Below are 14,090 nucleotides of genomic sequence, written 5' to 3'. Positions count from 1 at the left end.
CCTGCTCAGTCCTATAGGCATGACTGGACGAGGGATCAACGAGCAGGGGGCATATGCCGGTTTTCACCCTTCACGACGTGTCGATTGATCTGCCGGAGGCGCTGGCGACCAAGGCGTTGTCCACCCGATTGGCGGATGGCAGCTATGAGGCAGACGAGATCGCCGCCGTGATGTGCCGGGTTGGGCCGGGGATGCGGGTATTGGACCTCGGCGCGGGGCTAGGGGTGGTCAGCGTTCTGGCGGCGCGGGTTGCTGGGGCTGACAATGTTCTAAGTGTCGAGGCAAACCCGGCCTTGCTGCCGGTGCTGCGCGATACGTTTGACCGCAACGGGCAAGGGGGCATCCGGCTGATGCACGGTGCAGTGATGCAGGGCGAGGGCGGCGGCAAGGCCGCGTTCCAGGTGCCGCGCGCCATCCTGGGGGCCAGCCTTGCGCGATCCGGGGCACCAGAAGATGAGATTGTCGAGGTTCCGAGCCTTGGCCTGGAAAGCTTGCTGTATGACCATCGGCCAGAACTGGTGATGATGGATATCGAAGGCGCGGAAGAGAGGCTGTTCGATCAGCCTTGGAACCCCGAGTTGCGCTTTCTGGTACTGGAACTGCACCCACCCCGATATTCCGACAGGGTGATCAAACGGATCGTGGATTGCATGTCGGATTCAGGCCTGACCTATGACCCGGCCACCTCACGCGGGCGTGTCCTGGGGTTTCGGCGGGTCAGGCGCAACGGCTAGGCCAAAAGAAAACGCGGCCCATCCCGGTGGGGACAGGCCGCGCCATTTCATGTCCGATCAGTGGACCGCGAGGATTATTCCTCTGCGGCTGCCTCTTCGGCTTCACCCTCTTCACCTTCGTCTTCGTCGCTGCCGCCACGTGCCAGACCCGAGGGGGCGGCGATGTTGGCGATCACGAAGTCGCGGTCGATGGTCGGGCGTGCGCCCTCGGGCAGGGTCACGTCGGAAATGGTCACGACGTCACCGATGTTGAGGGTCGACAGGTCCACGGTGATCTTTTCCGGGATGTCGCCTGCGGTTACGCGCAGTTCAACTTCCGGACGGACCACGGTGACAACGCCACCTTTCTTGATGCCGGGTGCAACCTCTTCGCCAACGAACTCAACCGGAATGAACAGGTTGACGCGGCTCGTGCGGCGCAGGCGCATCAGGTCGACATGGGTGGGCAGGTCTTTCACGACGTCACGCTGAACGCCGCGGCAGATCACGCGCACATCTTCCTGGCCTTCAACCTTCAGGTTGAAAAGCTGCGCCAGGAAGCGGCCTGCTTTCAGGTGCTTCAGAAGCACATTGAAGGGGATCTGAATTGCAACGGGGTCTGCACCACCGCCATAGACAACTCCGGGCACCATACCGTTGCGGCGTGCTTGACGAGCGGCCCCCTTGCCTGTCCCCGTCCGTGCCTCGGCGACGAGATCTTTAATCTCTCCAGCCATAGCTATTCTCCATATGATAAAGGGCGGCCTCCAAGGGTGTCCGCCCGGTTGAAGCCGTGCCTATAGACGACCCTTGAGGGTTTGGAAAGGGGCCAAGCGCGATGAATCTGCGCTTTGGAACTTGCGTCGGGCCACGGACCGTGACAAGCGCCCGATTATGTCGATCCTGCGCGCCATATCCCTGTCTCGTAATGACCTGCCGGCCTTCGCCGTGCAAGGCATCTATTGGGGGGCGTTTGCCGCATATGTGCCGCAGATAAAGGCGTATATCGGCGCCAGCGATGGCGAGTTCGGGCTGGCTATGCTGGTAACGGCCACTGGGGCAGTGACGGCGATGCTGAGTGCGCCTGTTTTTGCCGCGCGCTTCGGGCGCTATGCGGTGACACTGGCCTCGGTCCTGCTGGCGTTGGCCTTTCAGGCACCAATGTGGGTGGCCTCGGTGCCCGTCTTTGCGGCGTTGATGTTCTTCGCCGGGGCCGGGTCGGGCTTGCAGGATGTGGTGATGAACACCCGCCTGTCCCGCACCGAGTCGCGGCTTGGGGCCTCTTTGATGAACCTCAACCACGCGATGTTTTCCTTTGCCTACGCGGCATCCGCCATCTCTGCCGGTCTTGCGCGAGAGGCAGGTTTGCCACCTGCACCGGTTTTCGCGGTGCTTGGCGTTCTCACCCTGATTGCATCTGCCTTCATGATGTCCAGCGACGGAGCGGAAAGCCACGGCACCGCCAAAGCTGCCCGAGGGCGATTCGGTGGTGTTGTGATGTGGGGGGGGCTGATCGTTCTGGTGGCGTTCCTGGCCGAGAACGCAACCGAAGGATGGTCGGCACTGCATGTGGAGCGTACTTTGGGCGGCGGCGCCGCAGAGGGTGCGCTTGGTCCGGCAATGCTTGGCCTGACCATGGGAATCGGCCGCTTTACCGGGCAGCTGGTGGTAGGCCGCCTTTCAGAAACCCGCGTCGTGTTCTGGAGCGCGCTTGTCACCGCCTGCGGGGCGCTGCTGGTGGCCATCGCCCCGGCGCCGCTGGTGGCCTATGCGGGATTTGCCATTCTGGGTCTTGGCGTCTCGACCATCGCGCCGATGCTCCTGGCGCTGGCAGGCCGATTGGCCAGTGATGACGCGCGGGCCTATGTCATCAGCCGGGTTACAACCATCGGCTATTTCGGCTTCTTTATCGGGCCGCCGGTCATGGGGTTCATCGCACAGGGCTTTGGTCTCAGGGTCTCGTTCGGTTTCGTGGCCCTGCTTTTGTTGATGATCCCCGGGTTTCTGACCCTGATGCGCCGCGCGGGTTAGTCGAACACCTCACCGGGGTCGACACCCCACAGCGATTCCATCGGCACCCATCCGCGATGACCGCCCACATTCAGGCGGCACCAACTGCCGTTGCATTCATCGAGAAAGGCAATCACGCCAAGCTCTGCCTGTGCCGTGACGGGGGAGGCCGGATCAGGCCGCTGGTGCAGCTCCAGCATGTCGACCTCCACGATCGCGGTGCGAATGCCCGACAGCAGCGAGTAATGCATCCAGCCACCAGCCCCGTCCCGGTCGATGACCCGGCGCCAGTGTTCATGTTCCGCTACCACCTGCATCGGCATGTTGCGGCGCTGAAATACCCAGTCTATCCTGTGGCTGCGCGACGGGCCGCGACGGGCATAGGCCTCTGAGGCCTGGATCGAGACATAGCGGGGCAGGGGAAAGCCCGTGACGGGTCCACGCTGGTCGACCTCTTGCGCAGAGGCGACCGTCGCTGCCAAGCCCAGAATCACCGCCAGGAACACGCCCGATATTTTGCGTTTCATCACTTGCACTGCCTGCCCGCACCTGTGCCGCTCTGATGCGGTCTTTCCGGTGTTTTTGTCGCTGTAGGGGTGCCTGCGTCTTGCACCCCTGCCTAGGATGAGAGAGTGTCACGCCAAGGGCTGAAACGCCAGACAAAGGGAATGACGGGATGCCAGGTCAGAAGCTGAGTGTTGTCGTAACGCGACGGTTGCCCGAAGCGGTTGAAACACGGATGTCGGAACTGTTCGACGTGGAATTGCGCGATGATGATCGCCCGATGTCCCGCTCGGACCTGGTGGCGGCGATGAACCGTGCCGATATTCTGGTGCCCTGTGTCACCGACCACATTGATGCGGGTTTGCTGGGACAGGCGGGTGAGAAACTGAAGCTCATTGCGAACTATGGCGCAGGGGTTGACCATATCGACGTGCACACTGCCCGTCAGCGGGGCATTCTCGTATCCAACACGCCAGGTGTTGTGACAGAAGATACCGCAGACATGACGCTGGCCCTGATCCTGGCTGTGACCCGCCGTATCCCCGAAGGACTGGCCGTGATGCAGGCCGGGAAATGGGACGGCTGGTCGCCTACGGCGTTCATGGGCGGGCGTATCGGCGGCAAACGATTGGGCATTCTCGGTATGGGCCGGATCGGCCAGGCCGTTGCCCGTCGCGCTGCGGTGTTTGGGATGCAGGTGCATTACCACAACCGTCGCCGCCTGCATGAAGACATCGAGGCGGATCTGGAAGCGACCTATTGGGAAAGCCTCGACCAGATGATCGCGCGCGTCGATATCTTGTCGATCAACTGCCCGCACACGCCCTCGACCTTCCACCTGATGAACGCACGGCGGCTGAAGCTGATGAAGCCTTCGGCGGTGATCGTGAATACATCTCGCGGAGAGGTCATCGACGAAAACGCCCTGACCCGCATGTTGCGTTCTGGCGATATTGCCGGGGCCGGGCTTGATGTGTTCGAACACGGCAAGGACGTTAACCCGCGCCTGCGCGAGTTGGATAATGTGGTGTTGTTGCCCCATATGGGCTCGGCCACCGTGGAAGGCCGGGTCGAGATGGGCGAGAAGGTGATCATCAATATCAAGACCTTCAATGACGGTCATCGGCCGCCCGATCTGGTCGTGCCGAGCATGCTGTGACCATGTGCAACCAGAAGAAAATTCCGGAATTTTCTTCCCGTCGCAAAATTCTTCCTGAAGAATTTTGGGCTGCCTTGAAAATCCTTCCCGAAGGATTTTCACGCGCAAGCAATGGTCATGGCTAAGCTCTTTGCTCTGCCGTTCCTCCTCGTCCTTGCGTGCCTGTTGGCGGGCACCTACGGCATGGTTCACAACCAGATCAGCTATACGGTCGGCCCCGACTATTTTCACGCCTTCAAGTTCCACCAGTTCAACATCGCCGAGGCGCTGCCCCACCGGGTCGGGGCGGCCATTGTCGGGTGGCGGGCGAGCTGGTGGATGGGGTTGGTGATCGGGGTTCCCATTGCTGCCCTGTCGCTGGCCATGCCAACAGCGCGGCAGATGTTTGGCGCGTTCGTGAAGGCCGCGCTGGTGGTTGTGACGATCACGCTGGTGCTTGGCGTTGCAAGCCTTCTGGTTCCTACAGACCCGTCGCAGTACCGCCTTTTTCACATTCCTGCGGCGGTGGAGGATGTTCAGGGCTTCGTGCGGGCCGGGCTGATGCATGACACCAGCTATTTGGCAGGCATGATCGGCCTCGTTTCGGGGGCGGTCTACATGATCGTCGCGGTGATCCGGGCCCGCAGAAATGGCCTTGCCGGGGACTGATCCGCGCGGCATGTCGTCAAAAACCCGGTCCGGTGTCGGATTCTCGCGTTATCTGGTCGGCTGCCCTTCGCACTGATCCGCGCAATTCGGCACATTACCGGCAGAAAATCTGGCCCGGAGTCGCGCCCAATGAAAACCCAAGTCAAAGCCCTTGTCGTCGGCGGTGGTGCCGTTGGCACCTCGATCGCCTATCATCTTGCCAAAGCAGGCTGGTCCGATGTGATGCTGCTGGAACGTGACGAGCTGACCTCCGGCTCCACCTGGCACGCCGCTGGCCTGCTGCCGCTCTTCAACATGAGCTTCGCAACCACCCATATCCACCAGTATTCGGTCGATTTCTACAAGACGCTGGAAGAAGAAACCGGTCTGAATGCGGGCTTTGCGGTGGTTGGCAACCTGCGCATGGCACAGACGCAAGAGCGTATGGACGAATACATGCTCTACGCGTCCACCGCTGAAACCTGCGGCGTCAAATACGAATGGCTGACCCCGGATCAGATCAAGGAACGCTGGCCGCTGATCGAGACGTCCGATCTGAAGGGCGCGATCTACCACACCGAGGACGGCTACATTAACCCCGCCGATGTGACCCAGGCGATGGCCAAGGGTGCCCGCCAGCGCGGGGTTGAGATTGTGCGCAAGATGCAGGCCGATGCCTTCCATTGGAATGGCACCCACTGGGAAGTGACCTGCACCAAGATGGTGGAAAAGGGCGGCAACCTTATTCCTTCCGATGAACAGGTGGTGATCACCGCCGAACATGTCGTGACCGCATCCGGCAACCATGCGCAGCGCACCGCCAAGATGCTGGGTATCAAGATGCCAGCGATCCCGGTGGAGCATACCTTCATCGTCATGGACCAGGACCCCGAGCTTGTGAAATGGCGCGAAGCGGGCAATCCGGAACATCCCGTCGTGCGCGATGCCGACAACGAATCCTACGCCCGCGAAGAACGCGGCGGCTGGATCCTGGGCATTTACGAACACGGCGCGCCCGCGCGCTTTGAATATGGCGTGCCGGACAGCTTCCGCGCGGACCTCTTCCCGCTCGACCTCGACCGGATTGCCGATCAGTACATGGCGATGGCGGAACGGGTTCCGTCCTGCGCTGAATCCGGCCTGAAAGACGATTTCAACGGCCCGATTTGCTACACGCCCGATGGCAACCCGCTGGTCGGCCCCGCACCGGGCCTGCGCAACATGTGGCTTGCCGAGGGCTTTTCCTTCGGGATCACCGCAGCGGGCGGCACCGGCTATTACCTTGCCCAGATGATGGTCGATGGCGAAGCCGAGATCGACATGGCCAGCCTTGACCCCAAGCGCTACAGCCAGAACTGGATGACCACCGAGTTCGCCGCGCGCAAGAACGAGGAATGCTACGAACACGTCTACATTCTGCACCACCCGGATGAAGAGCGTGAAGCCTGCCGCCCGCTGCGCACTGCGCCCGCCTATGACCGGCAGAAAGCGCGCGGCGCGCAGTTCGGGTTTGTGAATGGCTGGGAACGCCCCAACTATTACGGGCCGCTCGACGCACCCGAGAACTTCGACCATGACGCCCGCAGCTTCCGCCGTGGCGGCTGGTGGCAATATGCGGTGGAAGAGGCAAAGGCGATCCGCGAGGGCGTCGGTCTGATCGATGCGACCGCCTTTACCAAGCACGTGGTCAAGGGCCCCGGTGCGACGGCGTTCCTGGATTGGTTCACCTGCAACAAGCTGCCGAAAGTGGGCCGGATCAACCTGACCTACGCGCTGACCAGCGCGGGCACCACGCGCACCGAATACACCATCGTGCGCAATGGCGAGAACAACTACTACCTCGTCTCTGCCGGGGCCTGGACGGAGTATGATGCCGACTTCCTGCGCAAGGCGGCCGAGGACAAGATGGAGGAATTCGGCTATATCGAGATCCAGGACGTGACCACCCAGTGGGGCGTATTTGCGATCGCCGGACCGAAGTCGCGCGATGTGCTGAACGAGGTCATCAAGGACGCTGATCCTGCGACGGCCCTCTCGAACAAGCGCTTCCCGTGGCTCTCTGCCCGCCAGATCGAACTGGGTATGTGCCCGGTGAACGCGATCCGCGTGGCCTACACGGGTGAGCTTGGCTGGGAATTGCATCACCCGATCGAAATGCAGAACTATCTCTTTGATCTGCTTGATAAAGCTGGCGCAAAGCACGGCATGAAGCTTGTCGGTGCACGCGCTCAGAACTGGCTGCGGCAGGAAAAATCCTACCGCGCCTTCGGCACCGAACTGGGCCGCGACGCGACCCCGCTGGAAGCCGACCTGCCGCGCTTTGTGGACCTGTCGAAAGACTTCCACGGCAAGGCCGAGATGGAGGCCAAAGGCATCCGTTCCAAATGCGTAACGCTGTTGATCGACGGTCCGTCGGACGCTGACCCCTGGGGGCGCGAGGCGCTCTATGCAGAGGATGGAACCCGCGTGGGTCGCCTGACCTCGGGCGGCTATTCCGTGGCTTTCGAGAAGTCCATCGGCATGGGCTATGTGAAGCCCGAGCTTGCGGTGGAAGGCACCAAGTTGAGGGTCAAGATGCTGGACGAGTTGTGGGATGCGGTCGTGACCTGCGACAGCCCCTACGATCCAAAAAACGAGACCATCCGCAAGGACGGCTAAGCCGCGTTATCCGGGGGTGCCGCCCGTACACCGGGCGAACACCCTCTGTGCCCCCCGTTCAGATCGGGCCTCAAGGGCGCGCAAATGGTTAACCGTCCAGAGCTGGGGCAGTAATTGAAAAGGTCCGCCGATCTGGCGGGCCTTTTTTTGATACCTTGCGACACGATTGGGCACGGATTGGGCGCTGATGCCGGAGCATCGAGGCATAAACGGATTTTCCGGCTGCGGACATGTCCGCATTGTGAGAGGGTCAGCCGAGGGATCAGTTGATCATTGGGACAGGAGGAAAGACTGGAAATGACAGCTGCGATGATCGGGGTTTTGGCCTTCGCTTGGCTGACGTTGTTTCAGGTTGTCCTTGCCGCGGGGGCGCCTCTCGGGCGGTTGGCCTGGGGAGGTGTTCATCGAACGCTGCCAACGCAATTGCGGGTGGCCAGTGCTGTTTCAGCCTTGGTTGCGGTGCTTGCCTTGATCACAGTCGCGCAGTCTGGGGGGATGATTTCCCCGCTATTGCCCGGCGGTTGGTTGCGCCCAATCCTTTGGGTTCTTGTGGCCCTGTTCGGGCTTAGCGTATTGGCCAATCTATTCGGTGCGAAAGGGTTGGAAAGGTTGCACGGTGTGCCGCTGGCGCTGCTTTGCGCAGGGTCATGCCTGGCCCTGGTGCTGGCTTGACCCGCTCTGAACTGACGAGGGGCCGGGGTCTGCGCTTGGGGTGCTGTGCGGACGCAATGGGATATTGAATGACCCGGAACGGGCCCTGTGGGTCGCTGCGCAGGTGCAGTGCGCAGCGAAACCCCTTAGCGCCTTAGGAAACGGCCCAGAACATCGTCCATGGCAGACCCGTCGCCATCGGCGTCCAGCAGGTCGTTCAACATACCAAGCCCGCCGCCGCCGCGCTGACCGCCGCCGCCAAGCAAACCGCCGATCATTCCAGCCAGCCCGCCGCCTTGTGCCTCTTGCTCGGCGGCTTCGATCTGGTCGTCTGGCATCTGTCGTTGCAGTCCACCCTGGGCCATCGCCGCCAGCGCTGGCAGGAACTGGCTGACAAGGTCGCGGTCCACGCCAGAGCGCGCAGCGGCTTCTTCTGCCAAACCGTCAGCGGCCTCTTGCCCGCCCAGAAGTGCAGACAGGAAATCGCGCCCTTGCGCCTGACCGTCTGAACTTGCCGCTGCCTCGGCATCGTCGAAGAGCCCTGCCTGATCTTCACCGCGTAACCGGGCAAGAACGTCGCCAAGCCCGCCGCTTTCCGCCCGCTGGCGCGCGGCCGATCCGATGGCCGGGGCCAGAAGCGACGTCAGACTTTCGGCCTGCGCATCATCCAGTCCAAGCTGAGAGGCCAGTTGCCCCAGCCCCTGACCGCCCTGCGCCTGTTGCAGCAATCGCATGATCGACATTGTAATGTCCCTTCTCAAATTCCGTGACCGGGACAGGTCAACACAGAAGCCCCGGCCGGGAAAGCCGATTCGAGGATCAGGCATAAGACCGGCGGATCGGGGCTACTCAGCCGCCGTGGGAGACAGGGCTGCCTGCAGCTCGTCATAGGCATCCATCGCCTTGGCCGCGTACATCAGGGCCGGGCCGCCGCCCATTTGCACAGCCATCCCGAGCGCTTCAGCCAATTCCTCGCGGCTGCCACCGGCGCGGATCAGCACCTCGATGTGGAAATTCATGCACGGTTCGCAGCTGTCGGCGACGGCAATGGCCACGGCGATCAGTTCCTTGGTTTTCACATCAAGCGCGCCGTCGGTCTTCACCGCCGCGCTGACGCCCGCAAAAGCCTTGGTGACTTCGGGTATCGCCTTGTTCAGCTTGCGCAACTGCCCGCGCATCTCATCGCGTTTGTCCATCCAGCTCATCTGGGTCTCCTGCTTTGGGTTCGACCCGTCAGAGCAGGTCGGCAGGGGCCACGCCTTGATCGGGATCAATTGGCGTTGACAATTACCATGAGGTTGTTGGAGGGCATCGGGGTGGTTTCGGTTTGCATCGGCGCCAGCCGGTCGCTCACCCAGGCGATATCCTTATAGCCGATGGCAGAGTCCTGTGCTTGCAGGCTGGCATGGAAGGCAGCGTCGCCCTCGCTGGTCGCTTCGCCATTGCGCAGGAAGGGGCCGTAGAGGAAGGCTTTGCCGCCGGGGGCCAGGGCCTGAGTGATGCCAGCCAGAACGGCCCTTGCCTCGGCCTCCGAGATCAGGTGCAGCAGGTTCACCAGCAGGATCATGTCGGCGGGGCCATGGGTTTCGTGCCAGTTGGGGGTGACCGCGTTCAGTTCGATTGGTGCGCGCATATTGTCGGGGCCTTCGGCCCGCCTCCACGCCTCAATCGAGGCCAGACGGTCCGGGTCCACATCCGTGGGTTGCCAGTCCAGCCCTGGAAAGGCGCGGGAAAAGGCTACCGCGTGTTCGCCTGTACCCGCCGCGATTTCCAGCGCGCGGCCCTTGGTGGGGGCATGGGCGCGCAGCACCTCCAGTATAGGGGCCATGTTGCGCCGGGCAGATGGGGCGAACATGCGCCGGTCGCCACCCGACCCGGGGGCTTCGGGCAGGTTCAGCCTGCGGGTCATCCGAAGCGCGCTGGGCTGAGTGCTGCGACCGTGGAGGCATCAAGTTCAGGTGAGCGACCCGCCACCACATCGGCCAGCAACTGGCTGGCGGCTGGTGCCGTCTGAAATCCATAGCCGCCTTGCCCGGCGCACCAGATGAAATCAGGCTCTCGCATATCGCGGCCCAGAACCAATGTCCGGTCAGGGGCGAAGCTGCGCAGCCCCGCCCAGGTGGTTTCGACGCGCGTCACTTCCTCGGTCACAAAGGGCTGATAGCGGGCAATGCCCTCGGCCAGCACCATGTCATCGGCCCAGGCATCATGGGGTTCATCCACGGGGTCCTGTTCGGCGGGCGACACGATCCATTTGCCCGCGTCGGGCTTGGCGTACCAGGTTTCACCGGCGCCGATCAGCATCGGCCAGCCCGAAGGATCATAGCCGCCGGGTGCAGGCATCCGCGCCATGGATCGGCGCAGGGGACTGATGCCAATCGGCTTGATCCCGGCCATCTTGGCGATGATGTCGACCCAGGCCCCGGCGGCGTTCACCAGTTGCCGGGCCTCGTATGTTTCGCCCCTGGCGCTGACCTGCCACAGACCGTGCGCGCGCGATATCGCATCGACCCTTTGGCCGGTCTTCACCGTGCCACCATTGCCACGCATTTCCTTGACGAAATTGCCGATCAGCAGATCGGTATCCAGATCCCAGGCCTCGTCATGATGGGCCGCGCCACGCAGATGATCGCGGTTGAGCGCGGGAACAAGCGCCATGGCCTCGTCTATGCTGATCGGGTGCAGGCCCATATCGTCGATATCATGGGCCAGCGTGTTCACCTCGCCCGGACCGGCCAGAAACATGAGACCACGTGGGCTGAGCACGCCGCCATTGGCGGTCATATGATAGTCGCGCGAGGCAAGATTCAACTGAACCGTGGCAGGCAGGCCGTATTGCGACTCGAACAGCGCCGCCGAGCGGCCCGAAGCGTGATAGGCGAGGCTGGTTTCGGCCTCCAGCAACAGGGTGCTGCCCAGATGCGACAGGCGCCCGCCCGCTGATGTTCCGGCGATGCCGCCGCCGATGATGAGGAAATCATATGTCATGGCGAATGGGTGGCATGGACCAGCGGGGCAGGCAAGGGGCAGATGTGGGGGGGGCTGTCATCAACGTCTGTGCCGGGATAAGTTCTCGGGAAACCGCGCGGGCCAGGGGCAGACCATGACCACCACTTTGATCGTTTTGGCGCATCCGGATCCTGGGTCTTTCAACGGGGCCTGGGCCGAGGCCAGCGCGCGGGCCTGCCGGAAACTGGGCCATGAGGTGCTGGTCAGCGATCTGTGTGCCATGGGTTTTGATGCGGTTGAGGGGCGGCGGCACTTTCCGACATATGCGGAGGACCGCGCGTTTGACCCGCTGAAAGCACAGGAGGAAGCTGCCGGGGCGGGAACGATCCCTGCGGATGTAGCGGCAGAAATCGGAAAGCTGACACGCGCCGATCTGGTGATCTTGCACTTCCCTATCTGGTGGTTCGCGCCGCCAGCGGTGTTGAAGGGGTGGTTCGACCGGGTGTTGTTGCACGGGCGATTGCATACGGTCGATCAGCGCTTTGACACCGGGATGTTCCGGGGCAAGCGGGCCTTGTTCTGCGTGACCACCGGGGCGAGTGCTGCGGAAAGCGGCCATGACGGGAAAGAAGGCGATATCCACCTGTTGCTGTGGCCGATGGCGCAGACGCTGCGCTATCTGGGGTTCACCGTTCTTCAGCCCGAAGCCGTGCATGGGGTGCATGGCTATTTTGAAGGTGTGGAGGAGCAGGCGTTGCGGGCACGGCTTGGCGCGGTTCTGGATGGTCAGGCGGACCTGATTGCCGGGCTGGAAAAGCGGCCCGAGATCGCGTTCAACGCGGACGCGGATTTTGACGCTGACGGGCGATTGAAACCGGACAGTCCCAGCCATTCGCCCTTTATCCGGCACCGGCCGTAGCCCAGGAAAAAGGCCCGCCGGGTGGGGCGGGCCTTTCGGTGATCAGGTGGCGGCGATCAGTTCGGCACGTCGCCAACGATGCCTTCCACGTAGAAGTTCATGCCAGCCAGCGTGCCGTCATCGGCCACTTCGCCCTCTGCCAGCCACGCGGAGCCGTCCTGACGGTTCAGCGGGCCGGTGAAGGGGTGGTACTCGCCAGAGGCGATGGCCTCGACCATGGCCTGAGCAGTGGCGCGGACCTCTTCCGGAACAGCGTCGGTGATCTCACCGATGCCGACCATGCCCGGCCCGATGCCGTCCCAGGTGTCGGTGCTTTCCCAGGTGCCGTCAATCACGGCCTGGGTCCGGGCGATGTAGTAGGGGGCCCAGTCATCAATGATGGCCGAGACGCGCGGAGCGGGTGCAAACTGATACATGTCAGACGCCTGGCCAAAGCCGATGGCGCCGGCTTCTGCAAGAACCGTCATGGGTGCGGTGGAGTCGGTGTGCTGCATGATCACGTCGGCGCCCTGGTCGATCAGCGCCTGCGCGGCCTCGGCCTCGACGGCCGGGTCGAACCAAGTGTAGGCCCAAACGATGCGGAACTCGACATCGGGGTTCACTTCACGCGCGTGAATGAAGGCCGAGTTGATGCCGCGGATCACTTCCGGGATCGGGTAGGAGGCGATGTAGCCGACGATGTTGGACTCGGTCATGTGACCGGCGATATGGCCCATCACGGCGCGGCCTTCATAGAAGCGGGCCGAATAGGTCGATACGTTCGGATGGTCGCGACGATAGCCGGTGGCGTGCTCGAAGCGCACGTTCGGGAAGCGCTCTGCCACTGCGTTGGTGGGGTCCATGTAGCCAAACGAGGTGGTGAAGATCAGGTCTGCACCTGACAGCGCCATCTGGGTCAGCACGCGTTCCGCATCGGCACCTTCCGGCACGTTTTCCACATAGGTGGTCTCGACGGCATCGCCGAAATGCTCTTCCACGGCAAGACGGGCGCGGTCATGTTCGTAGGTCCATCCCAGGTCGCCGATGGAGCCGACATAGACGAAGCCGACCTGCGTCGGGTCGTCCTGCGCCGCTGCCGGTGCGGCAAGGCCAAGCGCCAGTGCGCTGACGGCCATGAACTTGGTGAGTGTTTTCATTCTTACGTCTCCTTGTTGGTGTCTGTTTTGTAGTCTGTTTCAAGATCGAGGTCCGTTATCGGATCCTCAATATCGCTCGCCAGCAGGGCACTGGTGATCAGGCCGGCGGGCACTGCGATCACCCCAAGCCCGACCAGAAGCACCATGCCAGTAAAGGCCCGTCCCCCCAGTGTGATGGGATATACGTCGCCATATCCCACGGTTGTCAGCGTCGCCAGGGACCACCACAGGCAGGCGGGAATCGAGCCGAAGGAATCGGGCTGCGCCTGATGCTCGAAATGATAGATGCCCACGGCCGAGAGATAGAGCACGACGAGAGCGATGAAGCTGAAGATCCACAGCTCGTTCCGGTTCTTCTGGAAAGCGCGAGCGAGCCTGTCCAGCGCATGGCTGGCATGAAAGAGCTTCAGCAGGCGAATGAGCCGCAGCAGGCGCAGCGAGCGGATGGACTGGGCGTCGGGCACCAGGAAGAGGATCGCGGGCACGATCGCCAGAAAATCCACGATTCCCCAAAAGCTGACCGCGTAGTGCCACGGTTTGCGAGAGCAGGCCAAGCGTAAAAGATATTCCACTGTGAAGATGGCCAGCACACCGTATTCCACCACCACAAGCACCTGCCGCACTGTAGGCGGCAGATCTTGCAACGTTTCGAGCGCGATGGCGAAGGCCGATACGATGATCAGAAGCTGCAGGGTGAACGCAATGCCCCGACCAATCTTCGGGTGCGTTCCATCCATTGCCTGCAGGATCTCGCTGCGAGTCAT

At 62.4% G+C, this 14,090-nt stretch carries 15 protein-coding genes; 7 read left to right on the top strand and 8 right to left on the bottom strand.

The genetic code is table 11. From position 1 onward, the window contains the following. Positions 1–53 precede the first annotated feature (53 nt). Positions 54–734 (top strand): FkbM family methyltransferase, encoded by a 681-nt coding sequence (locus ACROHD_RS10510; protein WP_432677720.1) that lies wholly within the window; start codon positions 54–56, stop codon positions 732–734. A 74-nt stretch (positions 735–808) separates the two neighbouring features. Here ACROHD_RS10510 and ACROHD_RS10505 read toward each other — a convergent pair whose 3' ends face one another. Next, positions 809–1,450 carry a 50S ribosomal protein L25/general stress protein Ctc gene (locus ACROHD_RS10505; protein WP_432677719.1) on the bottom strand — a complete coding sequence of 214 codons (642 nt, stop codon included), beginning with the start codon at positions 1,448–1,450 and terminating at the stop codon, positions 809–811. Positions 1,451–1,523: 73 nt separating this feature from the next. On the opposite strand from ACROHD_RS10505, the gene ACROHD_RS10500 reads away from it, so the two are divergent. Next, positions 1,524–2,744, top strand: coding sequence for an MFS transporter (locus ACROHD_RS10500; protein WP_432677718.1), 1,221 nt, complete (start codon positions 1,524–1,526; stop codon positions 2,742–2,744). Here the strand turns inward: ACROHD_RS10500 and ACROHD_RS10495 are convergent. Beyond that, complete coding sequence (locus ACROHD_RS10495) at positions 2,741–3,250, bottom strand: SH3 domain-containing protein (RefSeq protein ID WP_432677717.1); 510 nt, start codon at positions 3,248–3,250, stop codon at positions 2,741–2,743. The genes ACROHD_RS10500 and ACROHD_RS10495 overlap by 4 nt on opposite strands. Before the next feature lie 149 nt (positions 3,251–3,399). Here ACROHD_RS10495 and ACROHD_RS10490 point away from each other — a divergent pair, with 149 nt between their 5' ends. The 4 genes from ACROHD_RS10490 to ACROHD_RS10475 all read left to right on the top strand — a co-directional run bounded on the left by ACROHD_RS10490 (position 3,400) and on the right by ACROHD_RS10475 (position 8,343). Further along, complete coding sequence (locus ACROHD_RS10490) at positions 3,400–4,386, top strand: 2-hydroxyacid dehydrogenase (RefSeq protein ID WP_432677715.1); 987 nt, start codon at positions 3,400–3,402, stop codon at positions 4,384–4,386. A 117-nt stretch (positions 4,387–4,503) separates the two neighbouring features. Continuing rightward, entirely contained in the window at positions 4,504–5,034 is a 531-nt protein-coding gene (locus ACROHD_RS10485; RefSeq protein WP_432677713.1) for a hypothetical protein, read from the top strand. A 129-nt stretch (positions 5,035–5,163) separates the two neighbouring features. After that, positions 5,164–7,671, top strand: coding sequence for a GcvT family protein (locus tag ACROHD_RS10480; protein ID WP_432677712.1), 2,508 nt, complete (start codon positions 5,164–5,166; stop codon positions 7,669–7,671). A 297-nt stretch (positions 7,672–7,968) separates the two neighbouring features. Then, positions 7,969–8,343: a hypothetical protein gene (locus ACROHD_RS10475; RefSeq protein ID WP_432677710.1), complete on the top strand. Its 375-nt coding sequence runs from the start codon at positions 7,969–7,971 to the stop codon at positions 8,341–8,343. Positions 8,344–8,468: 125 nt separating this feature from the next. On the opposite strand, the gene ACROHD_RS10470 is transcribed toward ACROHD_RS10475, so the two are convergent. From ACROHD_RS10470 to ACROHD_RS10455, 4 genes are all read right to left on the bottom strand, one after another. Beyond that, positions 8,469–9,065, bottom strand: coding sequence for a DUF937 domain-containing protein (locus tag ACROHD_RS10470; RefSeq protein WP_432677708.1), 597 nt, complete (start codon positions 9,063–9,065; stop codon positions 8,469–8,471). A gap of 102 nt (positions 9,066–9,167) precedes the next feature. Next, positions 9,168–9,527 (bottom strand): carboxymuconolactone decarboxylase family protein, encoded by a 360-nt coding sequence (locus ACROHD_RS10465; protein ID WP_432677707.1) that lies wholly within the window; start codon positions 9,525–9,527, stop codon positions 9,168–9,170. Positions 9,528–9,592: 65 nt separating this feature from the next. Further along, entirely contained in the window at positions 9,593–10,231 is a 639-nt protein-coding gene (locus tag ACROHD_RS10460) for a DUF938 domain-containing protein (protein ID WP_432677705.1), read from the bottom strand. Further along, positions 10,228–11,310 carry an NAD(P)/FAD-dependent oxidoreductase gene (locus ACROHD_RS10455; RefSeq protein WP_432677703.1) on the bottom strand — a complete coding sequence of 361 codons (1,083 nt, stop codon included), beginning with the start codon at positions 11,308–11,310 and terminating at the stop codon, positions 10,228–10,230. Before ACROHD_RS10455 ends, ACROHD_RS10460 begins: the two co-directional genes overlap by 4 nt. A 115-nt stretch (positions 11,311–11,425) precedes the next feature. On the opposite strand from ACROHD_RS10455, the gene ACROHD_RS10450 reads away from it, so the two are divergent. Then, on the top strand, positions 11,426–12,190 hold the full coding sequence (locus ACROHD_RS10450; protein ID WP_432677702.1) for an NAD(P)H-dependent oxidoreductase: 765 nt from the start codon (positions 11,426–11,428) through the stop codon (positions 12,188–12,190). A 56-nt stretch (positions 12,191–12,246) separates the two neighbouring features. On the opposite strand, the gene ACROHD_RS10445 is transcribed toward ACROHD_RS10450, so the two are convergent. Together ACROHD_RS10445 and ACROHD_RS10440 are read right to left on the bottom strand one after the other, a co-directional pair. After that, complete coding sequence (locus tag ACROHD_RS10445) at positions 12,247–13,326, bottom strand: BMP family ABC transporter substrate-binding protein (protein ID WP_432677700.1); 1,080 nt, start codon at positions 13,324–13,326, stop codon at positions 12,247–12,249. Positions 13,327–13,328: 2 nt separating this feature from the next. Continuing rightward, positions 13,329–14,090: an ion transporter gene (locus ACROHD_RS10440; protein ID WP_432677698.1), complete on the bottom strand. Its 762-nt coding sequence runs from the start codon at positions 14,088–14,090 to the stop codon at positions 13,329–13,331.

The sequence above is a fragment of the Nioella aestuarii genome (assembly GCF_050896395.1).
Lineage (GTDB): Bacteria > Pseudomonadota > Alphaproteobacteria > Rhodobacterales > Rhodobacteraceae > Nioella > Nioella aestuarii.
Note: the sequence above shows the minus strand (reverse complement) of the source record. Positions and strands in the feature narration are given on the sequence as shown.

Bases quoted from the DNA above. Each gene is read 5' to 3' on its own strand.
- ACROHD_RS10510 (WP_432677720.1), top strand. From the start codon at position 54: ATGCCGGTTTTCACCCTTCACGACGTGTCGATTGATCTGCCGGAGGCG.
- ACROHD_RS10505 (WP_432677719.1), bottom strand. From the start codon at position 1,450: ATGGCTGGAGAGATTAAAGATCTCGTCGCCGAGGCACGGACGGGGACA.
- ACROHD_RS10495 (WP_432677717.1), bottom strand. From the start codon at position 3,250: ATGAAACGCAAAATATCGGGCGTGTTCCTGGCGGTGATTCTGGGCTTG.
- ACROHD_RS10490 (WP_432677715.1), top strand. From the start codon at position 3,400: ATGCCAGGTCAGAAGCTGAGTGTTGTCGTAACGCGACGGTTGCCCGAA.
- ACROHD_RS10485 (WP_432677713.1), top strand. From the start codon at position 4,504: ATGGCTAAGCTCTTTGCTCTGCCGTTCCTCCTCGTCCTTGCGTGCCTG.
- ACROHD_RS10480 (WP_432677712.1), top strand. From the start codon at position 5,164: ATGAAAACCCAAGTCAAAGCCCTTGTCGTCGGCGGTGGTGCCGTTGGC.
- ACROHD_RS10475 (WP_432677710.1), top strand. From the start codon at position 7,969: ATGACAGCTGCGATGATCGGGGTTTTGGCCTTCGCTTGGCTGACGTTG.
- ACROHD_RS10470 (WP_432677708.1), bottom strand. From the start codon at position 9,065: ATGTCGATCATGCGATTGCTGCAACAGGCGCAGGGCGGTCAGGGGCTG.
- ACROHD_RS10465 (WP_432677707.1), bottom strand. From the start codon at position 9,527: ATGAGCTGGATGGACAAACGCGATGAGATGCGCGGGCAGTTGCGCAAG.
- ACROHD_RS10460 (WP_432677705.1), bottom strand. From the start codon at position 10,231: ATGACCCGCAGGCTGAACCTGCCCGAAGCCCCCGGGTCGGGTGGCGAC.
- ACROHD_RS10455 (WP_432677703.1), bottom strand. From the start codon at position 11,310: ATGACATATGATTTCCTCATCATCGGCGGCGGCATCGCCGGAACATCA.
- ACROHD_RS10450 (WP_432677702.1), top strand. From the start codon at position 11,426: ATGACCACCACTTTGATCGTTTTGGCGCATCCGGATCCTGGGTCTTTC.
- ACROHD_RS10445 (WP_432677700.1), bottom strand. From the start codon at position 13,326: ATGAAAACACTCACCAAGTTCATGGCCGTCAGCGCACTGGCGCTTGGC.
- ACROHD_RS10440 (WP_432677698.1), bottom strand. From the start codon at position 14,090: ATGACTCGCAGCGAGATCCTGCAGGCAATGGATGGAACGCACCCGAAG.